Origin of the sequence: Paraburkholderia panacisoli, assembly GCF_008369935.1 — a bacterium.
Lineage (GTDB): Bacteria > Pseudomonadota > Gammaproteobacteria > Burkholderiales > Burkholderiaceae > Paraburkholderia > Paraburkholderia panacisoli.
Window position 1 is genome coordinate 101269 of sequence record NZ_VTUZ01000028.1, and the last position, 26229, is coordinate 127497.

The following is a 26229-nucleotide window of genomic DNA, read 5'->3' on the forward strand; positions in this document are numbered from 1 at the left end:
GTCGTATCAGGCGCCAGGCCGAGCGGCGCGTCCTGGCCGAAATCTTGCGTTGGAGAGTCCTTGGCGAACGTTCGCGCCTCGCCTCCCAGGCAACACTGGCCGCCCGCCTGGGGCGGGGCCAGCGAACATAGCGGTGAGGAGCGGCTCTAGTCACGCACTCCGGTCAGACAATTTTCTCCAAACCGGTCAGTCAGCCAAATCCAGATTTTGCAAACTGGAGTGCCACTAAGTGGCCATTGGCGACCTCACCCAATCGGCCATGACCGGACGTTGGAGAGCATGATCTGGATCGTCAACAATCATCCGCTGATAAGCCGCTAGCGGTCCGGCAGGCTGCGCCGGATTTTCCGGTCGAACGCTGCCTGTGGAAAGAAACAACGTCAATGAGTCGACATGACGTGAGGTGCTCGGGGCATAGCCGCGACGAGCACTGTTGATCAGGGTGTCCAGCGATAAATGATGACGCTGGTCCCATTATAGTTATCCTTCGTGATCACGTACTCCCCGGTCGACCGCCGATACGATCTAAGGCCGTACATCGAATCCACGTCATTGCCGACGTACACGGTGTTGGGATTGCTGTTGATCAACGTGGTGTCCAGGCTGCCTGTGGTCAGATTGAAGGCATCGATGTTGGGCACGGTGTGTACATAGCCGACAAAGAGATAGTTGCCGGCCGCCGTGATCGACTTGGGATTGGCGCCGGTGAGGTTGATCACCGGATTGGGAACGGTCGTGTTGCCTGCGAGCCAGCCGTGATACACCTCGATCCGCGTTCCGATCGACGTCCAGTCCGTGCTCCCGACGATTCCCTGTGCCAGGATCATCGTGTCGCTTTCCGGCAGGTAGATGATCCGCGTCAATGGCATGATCGTGCCCGGAATGGGCGTGGCAATTCCTGCTCCCCAACTCGGCTGACCGTTGGCATCAAAGCCGGTCAGCGGATAGTGCCAGATGGCATTCGTCTTGTCCAAACCGGCCCAGACTTCCCCTTTGCTGTCGAGGCAGAATCCGTCCCTGACCGGTGCTGTCGTATTGAACGCCGTACCTGGAAGCGTGGCGTCCGGTATTGCGATGTAGCCATTCGCCGCATTGAAGTGGAAGAAGTAGAAGGTATCGGGATTCTGGCCCGACGCCACGAGGATCCGGTTGGCGCCGACGTTGGCAAGTTGACCGAAGTGCTCATCCCGTGAGTGATCGTTGATGTTGATGCGAGGATCGGATGGATAGTCGATCGGATCGACAGTGTTCGCTAAGAAGGTTCCCCCCGCAGTGCCGCTGTAGATGTTGGTGCCGCCATAGAAGTACGTGCCGTCAGTACCCGGGTCCGGAGCGGCGACCCCCTCGAAGTTGAGAGACTGAAGCTTCCATTGCAGGTGGCCAAAACTGTCGTAGGAGTGAATATCGGTGCCGCCGTCGCGGCCGAGGTCCCAGCTTCCGCCCCACGGGTTGTTGAGCACATAGAGGTTGCCTGCGGTGTCCTTGCCGATACCAGTGACGCGGGTGAAGCGCTTGTCTCCAACCTGTCCTTTGATTCCGGTCGTGGTGTCGAGATATCCCCCCTGAACGCCAAATGTACTGACCAGAAATGGAATGCCCAAAATGTTATAGGACTTGATGTTCATGTCGGGGCCCTCGTCGCCGATCATGAGGCACCCGGTCGACGAATCGAAATACAGCGAGGACGGTCGAGAGGCGACAGACATCTGGATCGTGTTCACGAGCACGCCGGCCGGATTGAACTCGAGGATCGCCCCCGTACTTTTCTGCGCAACCCAGATGATTCCTGCGCTGTCTACTGCGAGTGCGCCAGGGCCTGAGACGGCGATATCCTGCCGCCAGACGCCGTCCGTGGTGTAGACGCGGACGCGATTTCCAGGAAAGTCGCTGGCATACAGGAGCGAGCCCGACGTCGCGAGTCCTGTGATTACATCAGCCCGCTGCTCAGTCGTAGTCGCGCTGACCGAGATGAGAAGATTGCGAGTATGGCTGGCTCGGTCGTACCGCCCCACCGTGCCGCTGCCGTATGTGGCATTGAATTGCAAGGCAGCGAAGATTGAAGTTGCATTACCCGTAATGGCGCTGCCCTGAAACTCGCCGTGACCTCCTAAGGACCCCAGGCTTTGGCCGTTCTGGTATATCGCGATACCACCCTCGTTTTCGTCCCACATGGAAGCCGTGTAGATGACACCCTCGGGCGCTATCCACATGGAGCGCGCAACGCTACCCACGCGGTTAGCGTTGGTCCCAAATGTGTTCGCCACCCAGTCGGTGGTGTACTGTCCCTGGCACTCCGGCGCAATCATAGCGATCAGCAGTGCGGCGAGGAACGTGGCACAGATGCGTTTCATGATCGTGAAGTGTGCCCTCCTGTGGCACCTGAATTGGAGATTGCGGTTTGACTCGTGCTCACAGCGTTGACTACCTGGTGGGATTTGCAGGGGGACCGACTGATGGTTTCTGTGATTGCCTTCCTTGCCGTGCTGGTACGCGCGCTATGGGCTGGAAGATTCTTTGATCGGGAAGGGGGGCGTCTTCGAAGCGTGCCCGGCGCCGCTCGCCTGTTCGGCGAGCGACGTTTCGCAGGAAACTGTCCTTGTCCACTCGCCGCTCCAGCAAGTGTCGCGTCTGTCCAACTCAACGCTGCGTTCGAGCGGTATAACGGCGTGGCGCGGAAAAGGTTGAGCTGTTCGCGTCTCCAGTACAGGCAAACGACGCTGGACACCAGCCCGAGCAGCGCTGTCAGCCGGTCCACGAGGTGGATGAGCGTTCAAGTGCCAACTGGCGGTTCGGAGTGGCAAACGTGGCCGCGCGAGCGCGGTGACTTCTCGGGAGGCGATGGTGCGGTTGGGGATGACCCGTTTCGGTGGACGGTTACGTAGTTGAATTTTGAGCGGATAGGTTACCTCCGTTTGAAGCGGTGCTGCGAGTTGTCCACGGCCGGTCGGCGGGTCGTCTGTCACGACCACGACGCCGGCCGGCGGTGGACAACTCGCATGTGGATGAGCTCGGTTTTTGCGCCGCATGCAGCTGTTCGTAAATAACCGGCGAGCGATAGCCGAGCCCGCTGTGAAGGCGAAGCGGGTTGTACCACGCCTCCAGGAAGTGGAAGATCTCGCGCCGTGCCTGTTCATGCGTGGCGAAGTGCGAGCGCGCCAGCAGCTCGCATTCAAGGCTGGCGAAAAAACTTTCGCACATGGCGTTGTCGAAACAGTCGCCAACGCTGCCCATGGACGGACGCACACCGGCCTCGCGGCAGCGTCGCCCGAATGCGATCGAGGTGTATTGGCATCCTTGGACGCCCTTCTAAATGTCAAGGTGGTTTGTCATTTTTCTGAACGCAAAGCGGAGCGCTTCAGGGGGCCGGTCGCGGGTTGCCCACCGCCAGCCGGCGCCGTGGTCGTAACGGGCGACCGCGCCGGCCCAGCCGTGGACAATCCCGCGACCCCCAACACACGTTTCAGATCACAAACGCCTGTCTGTCGTCTGGAACAGGCCGCTTCCAGGGAACCTGGACCTGACCGATCTGACGGTTGTGCTTGCGGATGACATAGTAGACTTCGCGAGCGATATAGCGCTTGAGGCAGCGGATGGCTTCGAGCTTTGAGTGGCCCTCGCTGACCCGCCGTTCAACATACGCCTTTGTGCGCGGGTCAGTTCGCAGCCGGCCGACGGCGATGATGTGCAACGCACTGTTGGCAGCACGATCGCCGCCGCGATTCAGGCGATGCCGGGTGACCTTTCCCGACGATGCGGGTACGGGACTGGCTCCGCACAGGGCGGCAAAGCCCGCCTCCGACTGTAGCCGGTCGCTGTTGTCTCCCGCCGTCAGCAGCAGCTGCGCTGCCGACTCGTATCCGATGGAATTGCGGGAGACCAGGTCGGGCGCGAGTTCGTCAACCAGGGCCGCAATCATCACGTCCAGATCGGCAATCTCATCGTGCAGTTCCAGATAGCGACGCCCGAGCGATTTGAGCGTGATCCGATACGCAGAGGTAAGGTTTCGATAATCAGAGAGATCCGGACGCCACGCTGCCAGCGTGCGGATCAGCTGCATGCGCGTCATCGTGCGTAGCGATTCGCGCAGTTCGTCGGGCGCGCAGACAACGGTGTTGTGGATCAGTTGCAGGGCAACGCGGCGAGCTGCAACCGCTGTCTTGCGACAAACCTTCAGCACGCGCAGTGACTCAATCATGCCATCACGGGTCCTGGGTGTGACCGTGCGGATGCCCGCGAAGGCAGCATGGGCGGCATTTTCGGCGTCCAGCGTATCGTCCTTTCCGCGTTTGCGCCGGTCGCTCCTGTCTGGCGCGGTCACTTCCAGCACCGTGACTTCAGCGTGCTGCAGGTAGCGCAGCAGGCCTGCGCCATACGTTCCGGTACACTCCACACCGACGCGGAGCAGTTCACCGAATGAGCGCATCCAGATCAGCATCTGCCTGTAGCCGTGCCGGGTGGTCGCAAAGCACTCGCTGCCCAGTACGCGGTCATGTTCGTCAACGACGGCTGCCATGTGCAGGTCCTTGTGGGTATCGACGCCACCCACGATGCCGGGGTGACCAGCAGTTTCTTCCTTCATCGAAGTTCTCCGGTGCTTGACAGTGGATAAGCGCGATTTCACCGGGACCGGATACCTGGACAGGACAGTAAAGCGACAGCGGGTCAGGCCCTTCTTGGGTCACATGCAGCGGCGAGGTGAAACCTCGCCGTTCGGTGTTCCCGGCCGGCCGACGGGTCCAGGGAAGGACAACAGATAAGGTCGATCGGAGTGTGGGTCAGGCCGTCGGGAACACTTCGCGGCACCAGACCTTCCGGCAACCCGACCACTGCCGTGACCGGGCAGGCCGTGGAGAAACTGGTACCTACATTATTACTCAGGCCCTTCTGAGCGATATGCTGGATTTCAATCGTACCAGGCTGGGTTTGGGGATCGGTATCTCGCCCACTGATGTCGACCTCGAGAAATTGTTTGCCGACGAGCTTGATCAGTTGCGCGCAGCGCACCCGGACCGTCGTGTCGATCTCGACGCAAAAGGAGACTGTCGAGGCGTTTGGGACGGCCGCCGTCTGCAGCAGTTGCTCGGAAACCTGGTGTTGAATGCGATCAAATACGGAGCGCCGGACGCACCAGTGACAGTAGTCATGACCGGCGACGAGCAGAACGTTCGTTTCGAGGTGAGGAACCGGGGGCCGGCCATCGATCAAATGACTCTGCAGCGAATCTTCGATCCGCTTCAGCGGGGGCTGAATCTTGAAGACTCATGTAACGTCGACGGCAATCTGGGGCTCGGACTCTACATCGCGCGCGAGATTTCCAGGGCCCATGGAGGCGAGATCGACGCGTGGTCCAACGAGGGAGAAACGGTGTTCATGGTACGTTTGCCCCGTATTCACTAGAGGTCGTGGCAGGTCCACCGATCGGCAGTCGGCGTGCCTTTGCGTGAGAGCTCAACAGGTTATCGAGCCCGCAAATGCATCAACGATGCAACTTCAATTGCGCGTTTTTAACCCCTGCTCGTCACTTCTACGAACTGCATGGCTTCGTGGTACTCACTTGCCCAGCGAGCGTCGCTTCGTGGCTCGCCGGGCGCTCCCGAGACCATCGCTCGGATCCAGGCATAAATCGTTGACAGCGGATTATCGGCCAGTTCGCTTGGATGTCCATTGTCGAGAAGTCCGGCTGTCCGCTCAGGGTGGCGGCTACGGACAATCGCGGACAGAGGTTCGCTATAATTTCTCGCTTCCCCAGCCATAACATCAAAAATGTCCTTCAGGCAAAGCAAGTCTCGCGGCAGCCATGCCCGCAAGCCTCTGACGAAAACGCTTCTGTTGCCGATGGACCGGTCCTCTGCCAGTCAACGTTCACTATTGTGTCATCTGGCTCTGGTTGCATGCCGTGACGGTCACGGCAATAGCCACCTGATCAACGAGCTCATGCATGCGGTGTACCTGAGCTGGTACCTGCAGCGCGCCGGTTATGGAAATCTGCCGGCCGAGCAGTTCAAGATCGCCGAATATGCTGTTGAGAACACGCTGGCGCACGCGCATGAGACCAGTGAATGGCGACTTGCGTCTGATGTCATCAGTGATTTCGAAACTCTGCTTTCGCTCTATGACGCCCAGCTCGCAAGCGCGCGACTGCATGAGGTCCTGGAAGCCGAGCGACAGCTGAGGTGTTTTCTGACTGGGAAGAGCGACTCTCCGATTTCGATGTCGCCTTAGTCGAGGTTCTGGTGAGTCGTTTTCTGTGCGGAAATATAGATAGGAATCCTGATGCTTACACAATCCTAATTGTCACTCACAACCTGTCGAGGTCGGTCTTAAATGTCCGGGTTTCAACTGAACTTGCCCACCCATATCGCACGTTTTGACCTGAAAAACGACAGCCCGGGCGGGTCTTGTCGCAAAAATCCGAAGGGGTTGACAGCTGGAGCTATGCACCCTTTCAGGCGACTTTGCACCACGCGCCACACTGGGGTCGGCGTGCGATCATCCAACGCCGACGGCCGGGAGGAGGGCAGGGATGCAGCCGCACTCCTGGGCTCCATCGTCCGCCCTCGCTGGCGTGTCTGGCGTGTAAAGTCGGAGCTCAACAGTTGTCGTCAGGCGTAATGGCAATCGATGCGATCGTCGCGGACAGGCCCGCGCGGCAGTGATTGAGCGAAGGTGCATCGATCGGGTAGGGTGGCGCCATCACAACCACAAAGGGGAATGGCAATGAACAAGCAGGAACTGGTGGATGCAGTCGCTGCGGCAACGGGGAACGGCAAGGCCGTCACTGGCGAGACGATTGACGCTGTGATTGCGGCGATCACTGGCGCGGTGACGATGGGCGATACTGTGCAACTGATCGGCTTCAGCGCGTTTTCTACTGGCGCGCGCGCCGCGCGGGTCGGTCGCAATCCGGCGACCGGCGTGGAAATCCAGATCCCAGCCGCAAAGACGGTGAAGTTCACGGCGGGCAAGGCATTCAAGGATGCGGTGAATGGCGCCTGACAGCGGGCGACAGTCGTCGGCCGCAGACATGCCGGGGACTCCGTTTGCAGAACCGCCCCAGCCCGCGATTGGCGGTCGCAGCCAGATCTATGGTTCAAGCGGACGGTCTGGACCCGCCCCGATCGACCTGGTGAGTTGAGGAAATAACGTGATCCGGCCGTGGCCCCGCCACCGGCCGGATCTATGTAGATGTCCGTATGGGCAGGAAACGATCCCAGATTCGCCGGGAAGCGTTGTGCCCACCAATCGGTGCGCTGCTGCATTACCGGACGCGCATCGTGTGCGTCGTCGCTGAAGCGCGTGCTAAACGTACCGTACCGGGGCGAAGTCGTACCGCTTTATCTGATCGTCGTGGGTCAACAACACGATTCCTTCTGCCATCGCCTGACCGACGAGAAGCCGGTCGAATGGATCTTTGTGAAGCTGTGGAAGCGCCGCTACTTCGAATGCATGCTGCGCTTCGATGGACAGTTCTTCATAACCAGCATCCAGCAGGTTCCTGCGAAGGACGCGTGCATCGACCTGAAAGTCGTCACGTCCCAGCGCGCTCTTGATGACAATTTCCCAAATGCTCGCGACGCTGAAGTACAGGGTGTTGTCAGTGTCTTCGATGGCCGTGCGCGCTTCGCTGGGTAGGGAAGGATCATCAGCTGCAGCCCAGATCAACAGATGAGTGTCGAGTAACAACTTCACTTCGCTTTGCCCTCAAACATTTCGCTGATCTCGTCTGCTCCCATTGTGTCGAAGTCCGCTGGTATCTTGATCTGACCTTTCATGAAGCCGATGCGCCGTGGTGGTTTCTCTGCTTCCACATCGATGCGCACTACCTTGACCAGCGGCTTGCCGGCCTTCGCGATCACGAACGGCTCGCCACCGCTCACCGTTTCCTCGATCAGCCGGGACAGATTGGTCTTGGCATCGTGCATGTTGTAGATCTGCATAGCTGCCTCGCAAAACTTAGTTTATTGAACTTAGTTTAAGCCGACTCTCGCGTTATTGCAAACATCAGTCAAATGAATGCGGATTGACAGGCCCGCTTGTCTGTAGTCCGCTCGACGAGGCACAGGAGGATACGAAGGATCTGCGTCGATACATCCTCAAAACCTTCGGTGCTGAGACGTGGAAGCAAACGTCGGCAGAATTGGCCGTCACGTTTGGCAATATCAGGCAGATCCCGCAGAGCGGATATGTTCCGGCGGAGCTTTCAGATTTCGGCGGTCTGAATTTCCGGGAAGCGTTGAGCGGGCAGAATCGGGTGATATATGAGGTGCGCGACGACACGATTTACATTCACGTCGTCACCGATACGCGCCGCGATCTACGCACGCTTCTACAGAAACGACTATTGCGTTCTCGCTGGTGAATCCAGTCTTACTGGTGTTTTCACGCTGCAGTGCCGGGCACACGCTTACTCCCGAAAAAAGCTCACCATCGTGAGGGATGTTGATTTTCAATAAGCAACTAACCGTCTATGCCGGCTACGTTCACCACAAAACACAAAACCGCCTGCAACGCAACGGCAGCTCGGACAATCACGAGCAGCTCCGTCGCTTGGGCGATTGTCGATAACGGACTCCTTGTTCGGCTGAATCGTTGCGTCATTGGCGATTGCGCTGCTTTCAACTTCTGGTAGATTGACCGCTGCGCGCCACAGTACAAATAGAAACGCCGCGAATGATATTCGTCGAGGTGCGTCATGCAAGTTCTTGACCGCGTGCCCGCCGTCTCGCCGGACGGACACGCCGTGGTTTTTATGCTGTCAATCCGCGGGCGCGAGGTCGAAGGCGCGGTTGCACTTGATGCACTCGAAGAACACTTCTGGCTGCCGGGCGGCGCCGAAGCGGCGCGCACACTCAGGACATTTAAAAACGGTCGCAGCCGCATTGTCGCGGCCGCACAAAGAAAGTTACTTGCGCGGCCCGACGAGCCGCTGCGGCTGACCGTCAACCACTTCGTGACCCGATAGCCGACCGTTGGCTGGCGATGAGTGTTGCGTCGATGTGCGTCTGATGAATGCACGAAAAAGCACGATCGTTCATGTCGAGGCTTTTTTGAAATGTCGGGGGCTGGGCTAATTAGAGATGTCTGATCTCAGGGGTTGGTGTGGAGTCTGTCTTTCACGGGTTTCAACTCATGCGGTGTTGAAGGACTGCTTATGAATGGGCAGGGCGTGTCAGTCCGTTCAGTGTGCCCTTGCAGACCGACGGCCTGGTTTTGATGCTGCCGTTGGCTGTTTTGGGTGTTGCGTGGCGAGCTGCAGGATCGTTTCATTCAGATCGGTTTGCGTGAATGCGCGCAGCTTCTTCGTGCCGGGCGAGGCTGCCGGTTTGCGTACCGCCGCACCGCGATTCGTGCGTGACGGCGAGCCCGAAACACGACGGTTATCGCGCTGCGCCTGCATCGCCTGCGCGACCTGCAGCGCATGACCCAGCCGCTTGTGCTCAACGACCGCCCCCTGGTCGATCTCCGCGAGCTTGTCGTACGGCACACAGGGCAGCGCCACGCCACCGGCACGCAGTTCGATGCGACCGTCCGGGTACTCCCATACGTCGATGTAGTGGCCGATCAGCCGGCGCGTAGCCGGTGTGTCCTCCAGCAGCCAGATCATGAGGTCATTCAGCACCGTCAGCGATTCCGACACCTTGCGCATCACCCGCCAGGTCAGGATTGCATCGAGATCCTCATCGTCACGCAGCGGCCGGTGCGCGTCGAACGTGCTCCGCGGCGGCTTCGAGAAGTGCGCGTTGTAGGCAGCCATGAAGGCGGGCGCCCAGGCATTTGCCGCTTCCATGGTCTGGATGCCGCGCAGCCGCAACTCCTTTACCAGCCGGTCCTGCAGCGTCAGGTTGGCGCGCTCCACGCGCCCCTTGGCGGGGCTTGAGTTCGCGCAGAAGGTGTCGATATTGAGCTCGTACATCGCCCGGCCAAACTGCGTGACGCCCCGCGCGCCGGTGCGGCTGTACGTTGGCCGGAATACGCTGGCCCGATCGCTGTAGAACGCCACCGGTTTGCCATGGCGTTCGAGGTACGCCCGCGTCGCCTCAAAATAGCTGAAGGTCGATTCCGTGGCCGTGAAATGCAGCGCCATCAGCCGGCTGGTGGCGTCGTCGACATACACCAGCAGCGTGCAGGCCGGCGCCCGGTCCTCGAACCACCGGTGGTCGCTGCCGTCGATCTGCACCAGTTCGCCGAGGCACGCGCGCCGGGCACGCGGCTGGTGGATCTTCGGTGGCCGTTGCCGGCGCGGCACCCACAGCCCGGCATCGCGCATCCAGGGGTAATCGTCCTTTTCGTGCAATTTCTGACGGTCATCACCCGCAGAGCCCCGTCCGGCAAGGATCTCCTGTGCTGCAACATTTCCTCGAAACACGCATTCACCAAGCCTTTGATAAATAAGCGTTTTTAGACACTAACCGCCAGAAATTGCACGAAAAGGACGATTACCCCTTCACCAACGAGATAGAACGGTTACATCGCGAGATTGCCTATCAATCGGCTCTTGAAAGCACTGGCCACCACTGGCTCTGGCCGAAAGCGGCGAATCCGTGGTCTCAGCTTGGCCCTGCGGGAGTTACCCGGTCTGCTTGCCACGGACCGGACCATGCCAGGAATGGACGCTGAATTCACATGGCAATGGTGCGCAATCCGGGCGCGCAGCCTGCGGACACGCGACCGGTGACGGGATGTGACCGGACCGTACGCGGCACGCGGGGCACGCGCACGAGAAAACGCGGAACAGGCAGAGCAAGGCGTATCTGACGTGCGCGTCAACCCTTCGCCGCAGGCGCTTCAGTCTCGGCACGGGCAAGTTTCCTCAGCCGGTATCAACGGCCGGGCATCGGACACCCCATAGATCGGGTCGGACGTAACGCGGCAACTGGCGCCGAAATCCAGCGTCCGGCCGCGACGACCATCAAGTTCACGGCGGGCAAGGCGTTCAAGCACGCGGTGAACGGCGCCTGAGAACCGAACGCCGCCGGTCGCCGACAGGCCGGGGCCCCATCTCGGGACCCGCCGCTGTCGGTCGACGCGAGAGCGTGTTCGCCATGCGTGCGCTCGCGGCCCGCGAGCGTGTGCTCGAGGACAAGGGTGAGATCACGGCTGGCGCGACGCCGTTCGCGGGCATCGGCGAGAAAGTGTCGTAGGACATACGTTCCTCTTCGGCCTGTCGGACCACGCGTCATTGATGGCAGCCGCGGCGGCAACAGCGCAGGGTGGCAGAATCACGCGTGCGCGCCTAATTGCGAGACCATCGAAGACGGCGATCGCATTTACATTCACACACCGCGCGCAATCGAGCTGGGTAAAGAACTGTTCATTGAATATCCGCTGGCCATTGATACCCTTCGGATGAAGAGGTCCGGGCCCAGTACGCGTGCCGGTGTACTGCCGCGGAGTGTCGTCAGTCGATGCTGGCGGACGCGGTTTGAACAGAAGAATGCAGGAAGGAAAGGGCCATCGTTGCTACCCGGATTGCGGCTTTGTCCCGAAACCGCCGGATGATAGCGTTGTCCGGATTGGCGCGGATGCGGCTTTTCATCTCGAATGTGGTAAAACCGGCATTGCAAGGAGAGGCAGGCAACGGACCTTCCGGCGCCGGGACAAAGAAAACAGATGACACTGGATCTCGACGATGTCTAGCGGCATCGATGGGAGCGCCTCGTCTGCCGAATCAGGAGAGCAGCCTTATGCAGAAGCGGGAATTCACACGAAAGACCCCCTTGCGTCTTACAGGTCGATGGATGCAACGCAGCTTTATGTTCGGCGTCCGAAAGAGATAAGGGCACACGAGATCAGGCGAATTGGAAAGATTCACGCCGAGCGGATTTTTCGGTTGACTTCCCAAAGTGTCTCCTCCAGCAGACGTCCCGGCTACATTTCAGTAAAGAATTTTTCGCATGAGCTCCCGCGCTGCCACGGCTGATGCCTGCCGTCTGCTGAAATTCGGTATTGCCCATAGTCATTTCAGCGTGCAGGGCGAACCGCCACAGTGGCGCTTGCTCGGCTTGCGGGATCGTCGATTACCGCTATCAGGTTGGCGAGGTTGTGTTTACGTCGCGGTGATAGAGGTTGCCTTTTCCTCGTCGATCGCACCAGACCATCGCGCTGCTCCATTTTCAGTCACTTAAGAGTGTCCCTTCCGCGCGTCACTCAGGTTTACAACGGCTGGGTGGTGACTACACTTGCTAGTAGTCGCGATACTCCAGATACGCGGCCCCTCATTTACTTCTGCGCCCTACACGTTGCCCGGGAGCGCAGCTACACTGCTCTATGCTTTGTTCATACGGCATGCGCGGTTCGCTAGTTCATCAAACAGGAGAACGACATCATGCAAACTGTTTTAAGAAGATATTCAGGAAAGGGTGCCAAGGAGTTGTTCGATGTGCTGGAGAAGCACACGGCGGACGTCGAAGAACTGATGCGGACGGTCAAAGGTTTCGTGGGCTACACCCTCGCCCGCAGTGGCGATGGCGGGTTCTCGGTGACTGTGTGCAACGACAAGGCGGGCGTTGATGAAAGCGTGCAGAAGGCAAAGGACTGGATAGCGAAGAACGCCGGAAGCACGGGTGTGTCCGGACCGGAGGTATCTGCGGGATCAGTCATCCTGTATGTGAAGTAACCTCGCGTTGAGACTAATCATGCTTGCGTCCGCGTGACGATAAGCTTAGCTGTGCGCGTGTGCTCCGCAACGGCCGACGAACGGACGTCAAAGCGTCGCTTTTGCGACCGACCCGTGTCTGCCAAGGGAGCAGACGGTCGTGAATCTTGTGTGCAACTGTCTTTCCAGTCAAGCCGTGTGGATGGATTCTTCCCATGGCTCTCCTGTTTTTGCGATGACGTTGAGGATAGTTAGCAGCTTTCGCATGGATCGACAACCTTACGTCCGCCTGGCTTTGGAGCGAAGCGGCCAGGGGCAGTGTCATTTGCCTGTCTGCGCGTTGTCTGCCGATTTAACGTTGTCGCGCGGCGCTACTCGCCAGACAGCGTTACCTACGTCGTCAGCCACGAGCAATGCCCCATGCGCGTCCAGCGCGACGCCAACGGGTCGACCCACGGCGTGGCCGTCCGCCGTCAGAAAGCCGCTCAGGAAATCCTCAGGTGCGCCGACAGGTTTTCCATCGACAAATGGCACGAACACCACTTTGTAGCCGGCGTGCGGCTTACGGTTCCATGATCCATGCTGGCCAATAAATGCGCCTCCACGATAATGAGCCGGGAACAGCGTCCGGTCGTAAAAGACAAGACCTAGCGAAGCGGTATGATTGCCGAGGGCGTAGTCAGGCGCAATGGCCTTTGCAACCAGATCAGGGCGTTGAGGTTTGACGCGGGTGTCGATGTGCCGCCCATAATAGCTGTACGGAAAGCCATAGAAGCCTCCATCTTCCACAGCGGTCATGTAGTCCGGAACAAGGTTGTTGCCGAGATCGTCCCGCTCGTTCACTGCCGTCCACAACGCGCCGCTGTCCGGTTGCCAGGAAAGTCCGTTGGCGTTGCGCAAACCTGTCGCATAGGGCCGCAAGCGGCCGGTGTCGATGTCGAACACGAGGATTCGCGCTCGACCTTCTTCGGCGTCGATTCCATTTTCGGCTGCGTTGCTGTTCGATCCCACCGTGATGTACAGACGCTTGCCGGAGCGGTCGGCGAGAACATTTTTTGTCCAGTGATGGTTGATCGGGCCGGCAGGCAGGTCGTCAACCTTGACGCCGGGGCTTGCGATCGAGGTAGCGCCTGTCACATAGTCAAAACGCAGCAGAGCGTCTGTATCGGCAACGTAGAGTCGATTGCCAATGAGCGCCATTCCGAACGGCGAGTGCAGGCCACGCAGAAACACAGTTTGCATTTGGGCGACCCCGCTGCCGTTCGCATCGCGCAGGAGCACGATGCAATCAGGGCTCGGCACACCGGCGCCTGCGCGCTTCATAACCTGCCGTCTGATCCAACCGAATATGCCACTTCCTTCATCGTGTTCTTCAGGCGCGTCGCTTTCCGCCGCGAGTACGTCACCGTTGGGCAACGTGTAAAGCCAGCGCGGGTGCGCGAGACCACTGGCAAACTCGGTGACGGCAAAACCGGGGGGAGCGGTGGGCAGAAAACCGGCAGGGTGCGCCTGAACGGGCGCAATGTTGACCATGGGAATCAACGGCGATTCTGGATCCGGCATGGCGGGCGACGCGCCGAAGCCCAGATCGCTTGAGCTTGATGATCCGATCGCGCAGGAGGCCAGCGGCAAAACCATCGAAACAGCCAGACGATTTAACAGGCGCATATGGGTTCCCGGTGATGAGCGTTGGCTAATGGTGTTTGGGAGGAATAGCAAGAAACCAGCCTGAGACATTGCGTGCTAAGGCGCAAACTACTCCACGGATTCGATCGAAAGACCTCGGCTCCCCGGCTTCCTGGTGTTGTTGGACGTTGCCTTGCCGGCCATAACGAAACGACAGCGGAAGGCAAGCATCCCGACCGCCCCTGCCGAGCATTGACTTATTGAGATGGCCACCCCCGCCTCACGAGCGGCTTACCCTTGCGGATTATTTCCTCACGCGGAAAAGCCATCATGCAACAGTCACGCTTGTTGGGATTGATCTCGGCAAGCACTCCTTTCACCTTCACGGAAAGGTGGCAAGGTTGAGCCACATGCAGACGCCATCAGCCTGGCTCACCGACCGTCGCTGCATGCCGTACTGCTTCACATGTCTCGTGCGAAATGACGCAGACGTGTCGGCTCGTCGCTGGAAACGCGAGTGGCTTGATCCGACAGCCGAATTCGGTCGCGTACACCACAGGCTCTTGGAAACGGTGCCAGCGTCCGTGTTCCGGCTATCAAATCATTTCGACGCCGCGCATCGGGCGATCAGCCGCTACCGCAGAAGATGCTTGTTCCAGACGGCCGGCCGGCTGCGCTTCCGACGCCGTGCAAGGAGACCGGAGAGTCGCGGCGAATCGTGTCCAGATAATCCGGCGCACGACCGCCGCCCATATAGTTCTCAGTGTGAACGTCAAACCAGGCGACATTGGCCGCGTGTCGATCACCGGCTGATGCGATACGGCGCGCCTGCCGGAGCGCCAGTCTGGTTAGCCGCCGAGCGCCGAATTTCATTAATCCCTTTTATCAACTCTTTCAAAAACAGCAATATGTTCCTTCTTTGCTGGCATTACGTAAATTGTACTTTTATAGTATTTTATCGATATATTAATGTATCTTGACTAAATGCTTTAATGCTGTACGCTGAGAGATGTTGATGCGGCGCAGCATGAAAAAAACGTGACCATGCTCCACCGTCCGCGTGACACCTATTCCATATTGGAGGCAGAATGTTTTTTTACTCGCAGCAGCAGATCTCAGACATTAATAAAGCAAACTATCAGTCGCTTGTAAATCTGGTCGGAAAATGCATGAACGGGTACCAGAAACTGGCGGAGCTGAACATGCAAACGGTCAGAACGATTATCGACGAAAGCAACAATTTTCCGACGGATGAGATCTCGGAAAAATCCGATAATCTTCCAGAATGGCAATCCAGCATGCTGACTCAATTCCCTGAAAAGGCAGCCTCCTATAACCGTCATTTCCGCTCAATAATGCTGTCGACCGGCGCCGAAGTCATGCGGGAAACCCGACGCCAGTACGAAAGTCGTGGAAATCAGGTCGACGCGATTTTCGAGGAGGCGATAGAAAAGGCGACAGCGGCGACGGCCAGAGCAGTTGAGAGGCTGGCGGCCAACGTCGTTCAGCCCGCACAGGACTCGTTTGACGCCACCGTGAAAGTGGAGGAGCGCTCTTCATCGGAAGCCTTTGCGCAAGGGACAAAAGCGGGCGACGATGTCGTAGCCGCGATTGAAGCCCCGGTGGAGACACATACGAAATCAGCCAACAAGCGTTAAGCGACGCATTTTACCCCGTGGATAACCGGTTTCCAGGTAGACGAGACCCGCAGACGCAGGTTTTATTTTGTTTGTATCTGGAGCACGGCCGCCGTCAGACAGAAAGGCGTCGCGAACAGTTTCAATCCGTTTATACTCGCCCAAGACCTCACGCTCGCGCTTTTCGTGCATGGGCCGGTGTAAGCAGTCGCCAGATTCCTTCACCGAATGCCAGTTGTCATCTCTTCGTCGATCCGGAGCCATTGCATTGCAACCTGCGGCGGGAGCGATCTTTATGCCGCCGCCGGGCTCCATTTGGGCCTGGCTTACGGGGTCGCCGATGACACGTGTTCCGCCCTGTCTGCCATGAATCACGGGACGAGTGAGGCTCACTTTCCTTTGACGCTGAAAGCTGAAGGCCAACGCCCTTACATCCCGCTGATCGTTTTTCACGACAATCAGGATAAGGTCGTTCATCCTCGAAACAGTGACGAGTTGATGCGCACGAATTGTGTCTTTGCCCGCACGTCAAAGGGCGCGCCTCGTGCTACAGCCGAAACGGTACACGCGGAGGGCGTTCACGGGCACCCGCGCAATCTTTTTAACGACGACGCTGGCGAAATCGTCGGAGAGCAATGGATGGTTCACGGCCTCGGTCACGCATGGTCCGGCGGTGATAGCGCCGGAACCTACACCGACGGTAATGGACCGAATGCGTCTCGTGAAATGCTTGGCTCCTTCAGTGCTGTCAAGACAGGAAAAGTCGGGACTGCGGCGTTCCCTTCGCTGGCGGATGCGTGCTCGTCGCGCGCGCCGCATTGCTCAATCAATGTAGGACGGTGAGTGGGCTCGCATCGCACCAGCGTGGCCCAAAGAGGTGCGATCCGCTCAGCCACCAACGGCCGCCGGGAAACGTCACTCATTTGTCCCGGCCGGCGCGATTAGAACCGGTCCGTTTTACTCTTTAGCTGTCTGCCGTTCGGTCTGGGAATAGCCGTTGCGCACACGGAGATGCCAATGCGGCACGGACCCGGAGCGTCTTTCGGTTTCCGAAATACTGGCAACTGCTGCGCGCCTGCGTATAGGTAGACGGCCGCCCGTTTCTGCAAGTCATCTCACATAGGTTTCGTTTGTGGGCCCAACGCGGCGCCAGTCGCAAACTCACCTCTTTCAGGCAGGCAATATGCAAGACAAGATTGTCATCGCTGACGACGCGATCGGATTGATCCGTGATGGCGACGCCGTCTGTTGTTCGGGCTTTGTCGGCATTGGCACGCCAGACGAGTTGATTACGGCTTTGGCCCGACGTTTCACCGATTCCGGCTTCCCCCGCGATCTGACGCTGGTGTTCGCGGCCGCGCCGGGCGACGGCAAGGACCGCGGACTCAACCGCATCGCGCTGCAGGGATTGATCAAACGCGCCATCGGCGGACATTGGTCGCTGGTGCCAAAGCTCGCCCGGATGGCGACCGACAATCTGATCGAGGCCTACAACCTGCCGCTCGGGACGATGTCGCATCTGTATCGCGACATCGCGGCGCATAGGGCGGGCACGCTGACTCAGGTGGGACTGGGCACCTTTGTCGATCCGCGTCAGGCGGGTGGGAAGATCAACGCGCGCACCACCGAGAGCCTGGTTAGCACTATCGATATCGACGGCAAGACGTGGCTTTTATACAAGGTCTTTCCGCTGAACGTAGCGCTGATTCGCGGCACAACCGCCGATCCGGAAGGCAATATCACGATGGAACGTGAGGCGCTGGTGCTCGACGCCCAGGCGATCGCCATGGCGGTTCACAATTCGAACGGACTCGTGATCGCGCAGGTGGAGAGGATCGCGGCGAGCGGGACACTCGACCCCCGCGCAGTCGTTGTTCCGGGCATCTTCGTTGACCGTGTTGTGGTCGCATCGCCCGATGCGCAGCCGCAGACTTACGGTACGGTCTACAACCCTGGGTTTTCCAGCGAGATCACGATGTCGGCTGCAACGCACGAATGCCCGCTGCTCGACGAGCGGAAGATGATGGCTCGTCGCTGCGCGTTCGAACTTCCCCTTGGTGGCGTGATCAACCTGGGTATCGGTGTCCCGGAAGTCGTTGGTGCAGTCGCGGCGGAGGAACGCCTGCTGAGCCATCTGACTTTGACAGCCGAGCCCGGGGTCATCGGCGGCGCACCGCAGGGTGGCCTGAACTTCGGCGCCGCCGTCAACATGGATGCGCTGCTTCACCAGAACCAGCAGTTCGATTTTTACGATGGCGGCGGCCTGGATCTCGCGTGCCTCGGTATGGCGCAGATCGACCGGAGCGGAAATGTCAACGTAAGCCGGTTTGGTTCACGACTGGCCGGTGCCGGCGGCTTTATCAATATCAGTCAGAATGCTTCGCGCGTGATATTCGCCGGAACTTTCACGGCGGGCGGGCTCGAGGTCGTCGTGGAAGCGGGGCGCCTTCGTATCGTTACGGAAGGTGCGCAGAAGAAACTTGTCGAGTCGGTCGAGCAGATCACATTCAACGGACAACTCGCTGCCGAACGCGGCCAACCGGTGCTGTACGTGACCGAACGATGCGTGTTCCGCCTAACGTCCGATGGGCTCGAACTAACGGAAGTCGCACCGGGGATCGACGTTGAGCGGGACATTCTCCCGCAGATGGACTTCGTGCCGATCGTGCGAAAACCACGACCCATGGATCCGCGGATCTTCCTGCCGCAACTGATGAATCTGGCAGCGGAGCTGCTCGATTCGCAACTCGCTCAGAGGCTCAGCTACGAACCCGAGCGGAACACCATGTTTGCGAATTTCGAAGGGATGGCGGTTCGCTCGACCAGCGACATTGAAAGCGTGCGGCGCGTGTTCGAGGCATTCTGCAGTCCCATCGGCCGGAGAGTTTCGCTAATCGTCAACTATGACGGATTCAGGCTGGACCAGGCGGTGGCCGATCAGTACTTTGAAATGGCAGCGCGGCTGCAATCGCAGTACTGCAGGTCGGCGAGCCGCTTCACCAGCTGCGCGTTCATGCGCGCAAAGCTGCAGGCGGCTTTCTGCGACGCGACTTCTACATCCCACGTATGTGAAACACATGCCGACGCCATGACGTTTGCGATGGAGCAGCACGAAGCTGTCGCCGACGGTGTACTGCAGTTCCCCCGGCGTCACCACCAGCCGTTCTGAAGCGGCCGGCAGCGCATTGAAGAAACAAGGAGTCTATTTGTGAAAGCATCCGACCTGTTCGTCATGGCACTGGAGAATGAAGGTGTTGAACGTATCTTCGCCGTGCCGGGCGAAGAAAACCTCGATGTCCTGGAGTCGTTGCGGCACTCGGCTATCGAACTCATCGTGACTCGCCATGAACAATCGGCGGCCTTCATGGCGGCCACTCATGGCCGCCTGACCGGAAAGCCTGGCGTCTGTATGGCGACGCTTGGCCCCGGAGCATTGAATCTGGTGACCGGCGCTGCGTACGCACATCTTGGTGCGATGCCGATGGTACTGATCACGGGCCAGAAGGCCATCATGACAGCGCGCCAGGCGCGCTTTCAGATCGTCGACATCGTCGCGACGATGAAGCCGCTCACCAAAGCGTCGCGGCAGATTGTCAACGGCACCAGCATCCCGACCGTGGTGCGTGATGCATTCCGGGTCGCCGCAGAAGAGCGGCCGGGCCCAGTTCATCTCGAGTTGCCTGAAGACGTGGCGGCCTCGGAGGTGAGCGACGACATCCGCCTGGTTCCATTGCATCCGGTCGAGTTGCCGGTTGCGCGGCAGGCTGCAATCGAACAGGCTGCGGCATTGCTGAGAAGCGCCAGGCGTCCCCTTGTCATGTTCGGCGCGGCTAGCAACCGGCCGCGTCTTGCCGGTCAATTGACCGAGTTCATCCGGCGCACTGGCATGCCGTTTTTCAATACCCAGATGGGCAAGGGCACTGTCTCCGCAATCGGTCACGACGAAGCCTCAGAACTCTGGATGGGCACGGCCGCGCTGAGCGAGCGTGACTACCTGCACGAAGCGATAGACCGTGCCGACCTGATCCTCGCGATAGGCCACGACACAATCGAAAAGCCGCCGTTCATCATGGGGCCCGACGGACCGATGGTCATCCACGTCGGATATACACCAGCAAATGTCGAACAGGTGTTCTTCCCGCATGCGGAAGTGGTCGGGGACCTCGGCCTGAGTCTCGCGCGGCTTGCAGATCTGGTCGAAGGCAAGCTGCCGCACGCGGCTGCGTTGGCGCCGCTGCGTGAAGGCATCCTGATGCGTACGCTGGAACGCGCGGAGGAATCGCGCTTTCCCCTGACGCCTCAACGCATCGTCCACGACGTCCGGAAAATCATGCCGGCCGACGGTATCGTCGCGCTGGACAACGGCATGTACAAGCTGTGGTTCGCGCGCTGCTACAGAACCCGTAGTGCAAATACGCTATTGCTCGACAATGCGCTGGCAACCATGGGGGCAGGCCTGCCTTCGGCGATGATGGCCGCGATGCTTTATCCGGATCGCCGTGTCATGGCCGTTTGCGGCGACGGCGGCTTCATGATGAACTCACAGGAACTCGAAACCGCTGTGAGACTGAAGCTCAATCTTGTTGTGTTGATCATTCAGGACGATGCCTACGGAATGATTCGCTGGAAGCAGGCCGTCGACAGCTTCGCGGACTGGGGTCTGACTTTCGGGAACCCCGATTTCGTCAAATATGCGGATGCATACGGCGCAAAAGGCAGGCGCATTGAGACGGCCGAAGCGCTGGCTCCGGCACTGGAAAGCGCATTTCGCGAAGGCGGAGTGCAGTTGGTCATCGTCCCGGTTGATTATTCGGAGAACGTTCGTGTCTTTGTCGGGGAACTGGGCAATCGGGTCACGGAGGTCGCGCAATGAAGATCAAGGCAGCAGTGCTGGAAGCGATGGGCGCAGCGTATCCCTATGCCGTTTCCCGTCCTTTACGCATCGACGAGGTCGATCTCGCACCGCCCGGCGCTGATGAAGTGTTGATCAAGATCGCGGCTGCGGGTCTGTGTCACTCCGACCTCTCGGTAATCAACGGCGATCGGCCTCGCCCCATGCCGATGGCGCTCGGACATGAGGCAGCGGGCGTCGTGATGGAACTGGGAGCGGGTGTCACCGATCTCCGGATTGGCGATCACGTCGTGGTGGTGTTCGTGCCGAGTTGCGGCCATTGCGCGCCTTGCGCCGAGGGCCGGCCAGCCTTGTGCGAGCCGGGCGCGGCGGCGAACGGCGCGGGCACGCTGCTCTCCGGCGGGCGTCGCCTCACGCGTAGTGGGGAGGCATTGAATCATCATCTTGGATGCTCGGTATTTGCGGAGTACGCGACCGTATCGCGGCGCTCGGTCGTCAGGATCGATGCCAGCGTGCCGCTCGACGAGGCCGCGCTGTTCGGATGTGCCGTGCTCACGGGCGTCGGCGCAGTGGTGAACACGGCGCAAGTCCGTGTGGGCGCGTCTGTTGCTGTGGTCGGTTTGGGAGGAGTGGGCCTTGCGGCACTCATCGGCGCGCAAGCGGCCGGCGCTCGCCAGATCATCGCGGTCGATCTCTCCGATGCGAAGCTGGACCAGGCGCGCGCTCTCGGCGCTACTCATACTGTCAACGCGGGTCGCGATGAGGCCGTCGAGCAGATCCGGGCATTGAGCTTGGGTGGGGTCGAGTTTGCGTTCGAATTCGCAGGTGCCATTCGCGCGCTGGACCTCGCTTATCGGATCACCCGTCGCGGCGGAATGACCATTACGGCGGGGCTGCCACCTGCTACTGCGCTCTGGCCACTACCGGCAGTGAGTCTGGTTGCCGAAGAGCGCACATTGAAGGGCAGCTATATCGGCACGTGCGTGCCGGCGCGCGACATTCCCCATTACATCGATCTTTACATGCAGGGCAGGCTGCCGGTGAACAAGCTACTTACGGGCCATCTGACGCTTGAAGAGATCAATCATGGTTTTGATCTGCTTCACGAAGGCAAAGCGATTCGCCAGGTGGTGGTGTTTGACTGACCTTCAACGGCGGCCCGGCCATGCGCCCTACCTCCCAGGACACGACGCGATGCAGCCACAACTGAAGGAGCTCTCCGTACCAGGACGCGGCGGCTTTCATAAGCTCGTCTATGCCGAGTGGGGACCGCCGAGGGCGGAACGAACGGTAGTCTGTCTGCACGGACTTTCGCGCACGGGCCGGGACTTCGACATTCTGGCCAAGGCTCTTGCGGAAGCAGACGCGCGAGTCGTCGTACCTGACCTGCCCGGGCACGGACGCAGTGATTGGCTCGACTCGCCCGCGCACTATACGGACCGGGCCTACACCCGGGCGATGTCGACGCTGATTGCCCGACTCGATGTTGAACAGGTGGATTGGGTCGGCACCTCGTTTGGTGCCCATATCGGCATGCTAATGGCGTCGGAATATGGGACGCCGGTGCGTCGGCTCGTGCTCAATGACTTCGGCGCGCTCGTCTCGGCTGCCGCATTGCGCCGGGTCGGCAGCTATCTGAAGCGCTCCTGGCGTTTCAACTCGATCGACGAGGTCGATGCGCATTTGCGCGATGTCCACGCGTCATTTGGCAAGCTCAGCGACGCCCAGTGGCGTCATCTTGCCGAGCACAGCGCAGTCCCTGACGGCGCAGGCGGCTTTCGGTTTCGCTTCGATCCCGGCATCGGCCTGCGGTTCGTGCTACCAATCTGGCTGGACGTGGATCTATGGCACGTCTGGGACAAGATTGACTGTCCGGTACTCATCCTGCGAGGCGAACACTCCGACTTACTGGCGCGGAGCACCGTGGATGCCATGCTTAGGCGCGGCCCGGCGTCGAGGAGCGGTCAGGTCGCCACCTGTGAGTTTCCGGACTGCGGCCACGCGCCGGCCCTGATGGACGATGCGCAGATCGCCATCATCAAAGACTACCTCACTGGACATCGAACGTTTTGCGTGGATCGCTGATGCCTCTCGGGTGCCTGCGTGATGGAAGGACTCCAGCAGCCCACGCGGAAGCAGGCTTATCCACTGGCGTTCGGACCCGTGCTGGGGACCAGACTTTTAAGTAGCGGGGTAAGGCAGACCGGTTTGATCAGGTGATCGTCAAACCCGGCTGCAAGCGACCGCTGTCGATCTTCTGGCTGGCCGAACCCTGTCACCGCGATCATGCGTGGGCGTCGACCGGACGGCAGCGCGCGGAGTTCGCTCGCAAGTGCATTGCCGTCCATGCCCGGCAACCCGATATCAATCAAAAACACATCGGGCATGGCACTTCTGGCGGCGAGAAGCGCCTCATCAGCGTCCCCAGCCAGCGTAATCTGGTGCCCATAAATTTCAAGTAGCATTTTCATTGCATCGGCGGCATCGGGATTATCGTCCACGATCATGATCGTTTGCGGTCGGTCAACGTCTACAACCGGCACCACCAAACGTAGCTGCGCATCTGTCGTCACGATGGGTAAGCGCAAGCAGAACTCGCTGCCACAGCCTTCGCCATCGCTGTCCGCTGAGATAGATCCACCATGCATTTCGGCCATCGCCTTCACCACAGACAAACCGATTCCAAGTCCGCCATTTTGTTGAGTGGACCCGTTCTGGCCTTGCGTGAAAAGATCGAATACCTGGTCGAGGATCGCTTTTTTTATTCCGATGCCTGTATCCCGCACGGTGACAACAAGATCTTTGCCTTCAACTGTCACGCAAAGGAAGATAGCTCCTTTCGCGCGGTTGTACTTCGCCGCATTGTTGAGCAGATTGCCAATCATCTGGTCGAGGCGCGTGCGATCACAATGCAATAGGACGGGATGCGTCGGCTGTTCGACGGTGAGACGTAATCCGCGCATGGCGACTTCGGGCGCAACGACGTCGATCGCACCGGCAAGCACCTCGGCGAGTTCAACGCTTGTCTTGTTCAAAGTAACACGTTGATGTCTGATGCGAGCAACATCAAGCAGGTCGTCTACGATGCTGGTGAGATACGTTGCCTGGCGATCGATAACCCTCACGGCCTGCGATATTTGAACGTCGGACGACCGTCCCGCTTTCAGAACTTCGACTGCGGAGCGAACTGGCGCAAGTGGGTTACGAAGTTCATGCGCGAGCATCGCCAGAAACTCGTCCTTACGTCGATCGGCATCTTTTAGCTGTTCTTCAAGGCGTTTGCGTTCGGTAATGTCGATGACGATATTGATTGCGCCAAGAGCTTCTCCGTTGGGACCAGCCAATAGGCGGGGATGAGCCAGCACGTTGCGACGCGAGCCATCAGGTCGCTCGACAATGGCCTCGGCGACGTCGATGTCCTGCTGTTCAAGAAGGGTAAGCGCCATGGGGCAGCGATCTAGCGGAAGCGGATGGCCATCGATCGTGAACATCCTGTGTGCCCCGCACCACGAATCCATGCCAATTTTAGGGGATCGCCCCCAAAGCTGGACAGCGGCGTCGTTAAAGAGCGTCAGCTTGCCGTTGGCGTCACAGCAGTAGACCGCCACCGGAAAATCATCCAGAAGGATTCTGTAACGCATCTCACTTTGCAACAGCGCCGCCCGGACGTCGTCAATGCCGCAAGCGCGTGATGGAGGCGCTAGCGATAGGGAGGATGTTGGCGAACGGTGAGGCATATTCGTTGCTTTCATGGACAAATCTCGACAGTGCTAACGCTGTCCGCGCGTCCGGGGATGGACGCGGTGACTGAAGCGCTGCAGCATGCAGCGATGGGGCATTGTCCCTGCATCCGACTGGCGCTGTCGGTACGGTATCGGTCAAAGTCGTTCTTGACGACCTTGCTAGTTCGGTGACAGTTCAGGGCGCGGCATGACAGGCGCAAACGGATTCATATTGCTGCAAAGCTGTACCGCACGAGCATGACCGATTACTGCGCAGTCCGAGCTCGCGCCACAATCGAGACCCAAACGGGCAGGGCCTTCATTTCGCGCGCGGCCGTTGGGTCTGCAGAGTGGTCGAACGGCTCGAGATTTACCACCTGGCGAGCCCGGAGGGCGAGCTGTACTAAGTGCTGCTGTCCGACTGGACGGACTCTCACAAGGAGCAAACCGATGCTGATAACGATTTGTTCTCCGCTGCGGCGGCGGGCATCGCGACGCTGAACCAGCGATATCCAGGTACGGCAGACAGCGAACGCTTCCTGTTGCTGCATCGGCGGCGCACCTGGAACGAGCAGGAAGGTGTATAGATGGGATGGGAACGCAAGCGCGGCAAACTGCACGAACTGAACCGGCTGCTGCGCGGCGCGGCGAATACCTCGTTTGTCGCCATCGACGGGCGACCGCCTGTTTTCCCGCCTCGCGTGCGCTACGTGATCACGCTCGATGCCGATACGCGTCTGCCCCGCGACACGGTGCGCAGGCTGATCGGCAAGATCGCCCATCCGCTCAATCGGCCGTTGTTCGATCGCATGAGTCAGCGCATCGTCGATGGCTATGGGGTGTTGCAGCCGCGCGTGACGACTTCATTGCCGGTCGGCGCTGAAGGCTCGCGGTTTCACGAGCCCCAGCGGGATCGATCCGTATATGGCGGCCCGTCTCGGATGTCTATCAGGACGTGTTTGATGAGGGCTCGTACGCGGGTAAGGGGATCTGCGATGTCGATGCCTTCGAGGCTTCTATGGCAGGTCGCGTCCCCGATAACACGATGCTCAGTCACACACGATGCTCAGTCACGACCTCTTCGAAGGCATTTTTGCGCGGGCGGGACTGGCGTCCGATATCGAAGTAGTAGAAGAATTTCCCCCGCCGGCCCGCCTGCATCGCTGTGCGCGAGGGGACTGGGCGAAATATGTTCCGCCAGGCTGCGGCAAATTGCCCTGTCCGGAAGCGTTATTTGTTGCTGCCGGCCCCGTTCCGTACAAACCGTTGTCAAATCCGCCGGCGCCTTGTGTTTTCTGATCCTTGGCCCCGGTCTTGCCGCGCGAGGTCGCCGAGCCGCTGTCGCGAGTTTGCGGCTTGAGCGATTCATGGACTGCCGAGGCGGCCGGATCGGGCGTGGACCCCATCGCGGAAGTACGGTTTTCTTGCTGTGATGTGCCGCTACTTTGGGTGATTTGCGCAATGCCACACGGGCTAGCGGCGAGCATCGCGGTCCCAAATGCCAGTGACGCCCAACCCTTCGACGCGCGCCGGGTTGTTGCAACGCAAAGATTTTGAGTCGTGAATAAGCCTGCCATTGATGAGTGATAGGAGAGATAGGAGAGCGCGAACACCGCATAAAGGCGGAAGAATTGCTTAAGGGTGCAGCAGAAACAATGCCCGGAACCTGTTAAATGTAATGGACTAGACTAAATCTGACAGTGGTCGGTTTCTCGTGCTGATGCGCGTTGGCGCGGAGGGCGTAGCCCGAAGCGGTAACGCGCGCGGCGAACCGCAAGGAGTCCACCATGACTCAGG

Annotated in this window: 20 protein-coding genes and 5 pseudogenes; 14 read left to right on the forward strand and 11 right to left on the reverse strand. The window is 59.5% G+C overall.

Going from position 1 to position 26229, the window contains the following annotated elements; all coding sequences use genetic code 11:
* Positions 1-437: 437 nt before the first annotated feature.
* The 3 genes and pseudogenes from FVF58_RS32660 to FVF58_RS32670 form a co-directional block, all read right to left on the reverse strand.
* Positions 438-2351: an SMP-30/gluconolactonase/LRE family protein gene (locus FVF58_RS32660; protein ID WP_149673881.1), complete on the reverse strand. Its 1914-nt coding sequence runs from the start codon at positions 2349-2351 to the stop codon at positions 438-440.
* A 667-nt stretch (positions 2352-3018) separates the two neighbouring features.
* Positions 3019-3297, reverse strand: a pseudogene (locus FVF58_RS53175) (transposase); the annotation flags it as partial.
* Between the two features lie 163 nt (positions 3298-3460).
* Positions 3461-4579 carry an IS110 family RNA-guided transposase gene (locus FVF58_RS32670; RefSeq protein ID WP_149673883.1) on the reverse strand — a complete coding sequence of 373 codons (1119 nt, stop codon included), beginning with the start codon at positions 4577-4579 and terminating at the stop codon, positions 3461-3463.
* 296 nt (positions 4580-4875) lie between these two features.
* On the opposite strand from FVF58_RS32670, the pseudogene FVF58_RS32675 reads away from it, so the two are divergent.
* From FVF58_RS32675 to FVF58_RS32685, 3 genes and pseudogenes are all read left to right on the forward strand, one after another.
* Positions 4876-5397, forward strand: a pseudogene (locus tag FVF58_RS32675) (sensor histidine kinase); the annotation flags it as partial.
* 366 nt (positions 5398-5763) lie between these two features.
* Positions 5764-6222, forward strand: coding sequence for a hypothetical protein (locus tag FVF58_RS32680; protein WP_246217261.1), 459 nt, complete (start codon positions 5764-5766; stop codon positions 6220-6222).
* A 495-nt stretch (positions 6223-6717) separates the two neighbouring features.
* Positions 6718-6996, forward strand: coding sequence for an HU family DNA-binding protein (locus FVF58_RS32685; protein WP_149673885.1), 279 nt, complete (start codon positions 6718-6720; stop codon positions 6994-6996).
* A gap of 303 nt (positions 6997-7299) precedes the next feature.
* On the opposite strand, the gene FVF58_RS32690 is transcribed toward FVF58_RS32685, so the two are convergent.
* Both FVF58_RS32690 and FVF58_RS32695 read right to left on the reverse strand, forming a co-directional pair.
* Positions 7300-7689, reverse strand: a complete 390-nt coding sequence (locus FVF58_RS32690; RefSeq protein WP_149673886.1) for a type II toxin-antitoxin system VapC family toxin — start codon at positions 7687-7689, stop codon at positions 7300-7302.
* Positions 7686-7937: a type II toxin-antitoxin system Phd/YefM family antitoxin gene (locus FVF58_RS32695; protein ID WP_149673887.1), complete on the reverse strand. Its 252-nt coding sequence runs from the start codon at positions 7935-7937 to the stop codon at positions 7686-7688. Before FVF58_RS32695 ends, FVF58_RS32690 begins: the two co-directional genes overlap by 4 nt.
* Positions 7938-8020: 83 nt before the next feature.
* Between FVF58_RS32695 and FVF58_RS32700 the strand changes: the two genes are divergently transcribed.
* Together FVF58_RS32700 and FVF58_RS32705 are read left to right on the forward strand one after the other, a co-directional pair.
* Entirely contained in the window at positions 8021-8359 is a 339-nt protein-coding gene (locus FVF58_RS32700) for a type II toxin-antitoxin system RelE/ParE family toxin (protein WP_149673888.1), read from the forward strand.
* A 333-nt stretch (positions 8360-8692) separates the two neighbouring features.
* Positions 8693-8962, forward strand: a complete 270-nt coding sequence (locus FVF58_RS32705; protein WP_149673889.1) for a DUF1488 family protein — start codon at positions 8693-8695, stop codon at positions 8960-8962.
* Positions 8963-9178: 216 nt separating this feature from the next.
* Here the strand turns inward: FVF58_RS32705 and FVF58_RS32710 are convergent, their stop codons facing one another.
* A complete protein-coding gene (locus tag FVF58_RS32710; protein ID WP_425468989.1) occupies positions 9179-10366 on the reverse strand; it encodes an ISNCY family transposase in 1188 nt (395 codons plus the stop codon).
* Between the two features lie 485 nt (positions 10367-10851).
* On the opposite strand from FVF58_RS32710, the pseudogene FVF58_RS32715 reads away from it, so the two are divergent.
* Positions 10852-10959 (forward strand): annotated as a pseudogene (locus FVF58_RS32715) (HU family DNA-binding protein); the annotation flags it as partial.
* Positions 10960-11042: 83 nt separating this feature from the next.
* Positions 11043-11426, forward strand: a pseudogene (locus FVF58_RS32720) (SET domain-containing protein).
* Here FVF58_RS32720 and FVF58_RS32725 read toward each other — a convergent pair.
* A complete protein-coding gene (locus FVF58_RS32725; protein ID WP_149673890.1) occupies positions 11399-11617 on the reverse strand; it encodes a hypothetical protein in 219 nt (72 codons plus the stop codon). The pseudogene FVF58_RS32720 and the gene FVF58_RS32725 overlap by 28 nt on opposite strands.
* Positions 11618-12325: 708 nt before the next feature.
* Between FVF58_RS32725 and FVF58_RS32730 the strand changes: the two genes are divergently transcribed.
* Positions 12326-12616, forward strand: a complete 291-nt coding sequence (locus tag FVF58_RS32730; protein ID WP_149673891.1) for a hypothetical protein — start codon at positions 12326-12328, stop codon at positions 12614-12616.
* A gap of 300 nt (positions 12617-12916) precedes the next feature.
* On the opposite strand, the gene FVF58_RS32735 is transcribed toward FVF58_RS32730, so the two are convergent.
* Both FVF58_RS32735 and FVF58_RS54495 read right to left on the reverse strand, forming a co-directional pair.
* Positions 12917-14263: a PQQ-dependent sugar dehydrogenase gene (locus FVF58_RS32735; RefSeq protein ID WP_149673892.1), complete on the reverse strand. Its 1347-nt coding sequence runs from the start codon at positions 14261-14263 to the stop codon at positions 12917-12919.
* Positions 14264-14848: 585 nt separating this feature from the next.
* A complete protein-coding gene (locus FVF58_RS54495) occupies positions 14849-15094 on the reverse strand; it encodes a multinuclear nonheme iron-dependent oxidase (protein ID WP_149673893.1) in 246 nt (81 codons plus the stop codon).
* A 215-nt stretch (positions 15095-15309) separates the two neighbouring features.
* Here FVF58_RS54495 and FVF58_RS32750 point away from each other — a divergent pair, with 215 nt between their 5' ends.
* On the forward strand, positions 15310-15879 hold the full coding sequence (locus FVF58_RS32750) for a phasin family protein (RefSeq protein ID WP_149673894.1): 570 nt from the start codon (positions 15310-15312) through the stop codon (positions 15877-15879).
* On the opposite strand, the gene FVF58_RS53185 is transcribed toward FVF58_RS32750, so the two are convergent.
* A complete protein-coding gene (locus FVF58_RS53185; protein WP_246217262.1) occupies positions 15862-16335 on the reverse strand; it encodes a hypothetical protein in 474 nt (157 codons plus the stop codon). The two genes, FVF58_RS32750 and FVF58_RS53185, sit on opposite strands and share 18 nt — an antisense overlap.
* 706 nt (positions 16336-17041) lie before the next feature.
* Here FVF58_RS53185 and FVF58_RS32760 point away from each other — a divergent pair.
* From FVF58_RS32760 to FVF58_RS32775, 4 genes are read left to right on the forward strand one after another with little or no spacing between them, the layout of a single operon-like run.
* Positions 17042-19027 carry an acyl CoA:acetate/3-ketoacid CoA transferase gene (locus FVF58_RS32760; RefSeq protein ID WP_149673896.1) on the forward strand — a complete coding sequence of 662 codons (1986 nt, stop codon included), beginning with the start codon at positions 17042-17044 and terminating at the stop codon, positions 19025-19027.
* 39 nt (positions 19028-19066) lie between these two features.
* Complete coding sequence (locus FVF58_RS32765) at positions 19067-20731, forward strand: acetolactate synthase large subunit (protein WP_149673897.1); 1665 nt, start codon at positions 19067-19069, stop codon at positions 20729-20731.
* Positions 20728-21855, forward strand: a complete 1128-nt coding sequence (locus tag FVF58_RS32770; protein WP_149673898.1) for a zinc-dependent alcohol dehydrogenase family protein — start codon at positions 20728-20730, stop codon at positions 21853-21855. Before FVF58_RS32765 ends, FVF58_RS32770 begins: the two co-directional genes overlap by 4 nt.
* Positions 21856-21904: 49 nt before the next feature.
* A complete protein-coding gene (locus tag FVF58_RS32775; RefSeq protein WP_149673899.1) occupies positions 21905-22795 on the forward strand; it encodes an alpha/beta fold hydrolase in 891 nt (296 codons plus the stop codon).
* A gap of 56 nt (positions 22796-22851) precedes the next feature.
* Here the strand turns inward: FVF58_RS32775 and FVF58_RS32780 are convergent, their stop codons facing one another.
* Positions 22852-24462 (reverse strand): hybrid sensor histidine kinase/response regulator, encoded by a 1611-nt coding sequence (locus FVF58_RS32780; RefSeq protein ID WP_149673900.1) that lies wholly within the window; start codon positions 24460-24462, stop codon positions 22852-22854.
* Between the two features lie 323 nt (positions 24463-24785).
* Between FVF58_RS32780 and FVF58_RS53190 the strand changes: the two are divergent.
* Positions 24786-25614: pseudogene (locus FVF58_RS53190) on the forward strand (hypothetical protein); the annotation flags it as partial.
* Between the last annotated feature and the right edge of the window lie 615 nt (positions 25615-26229).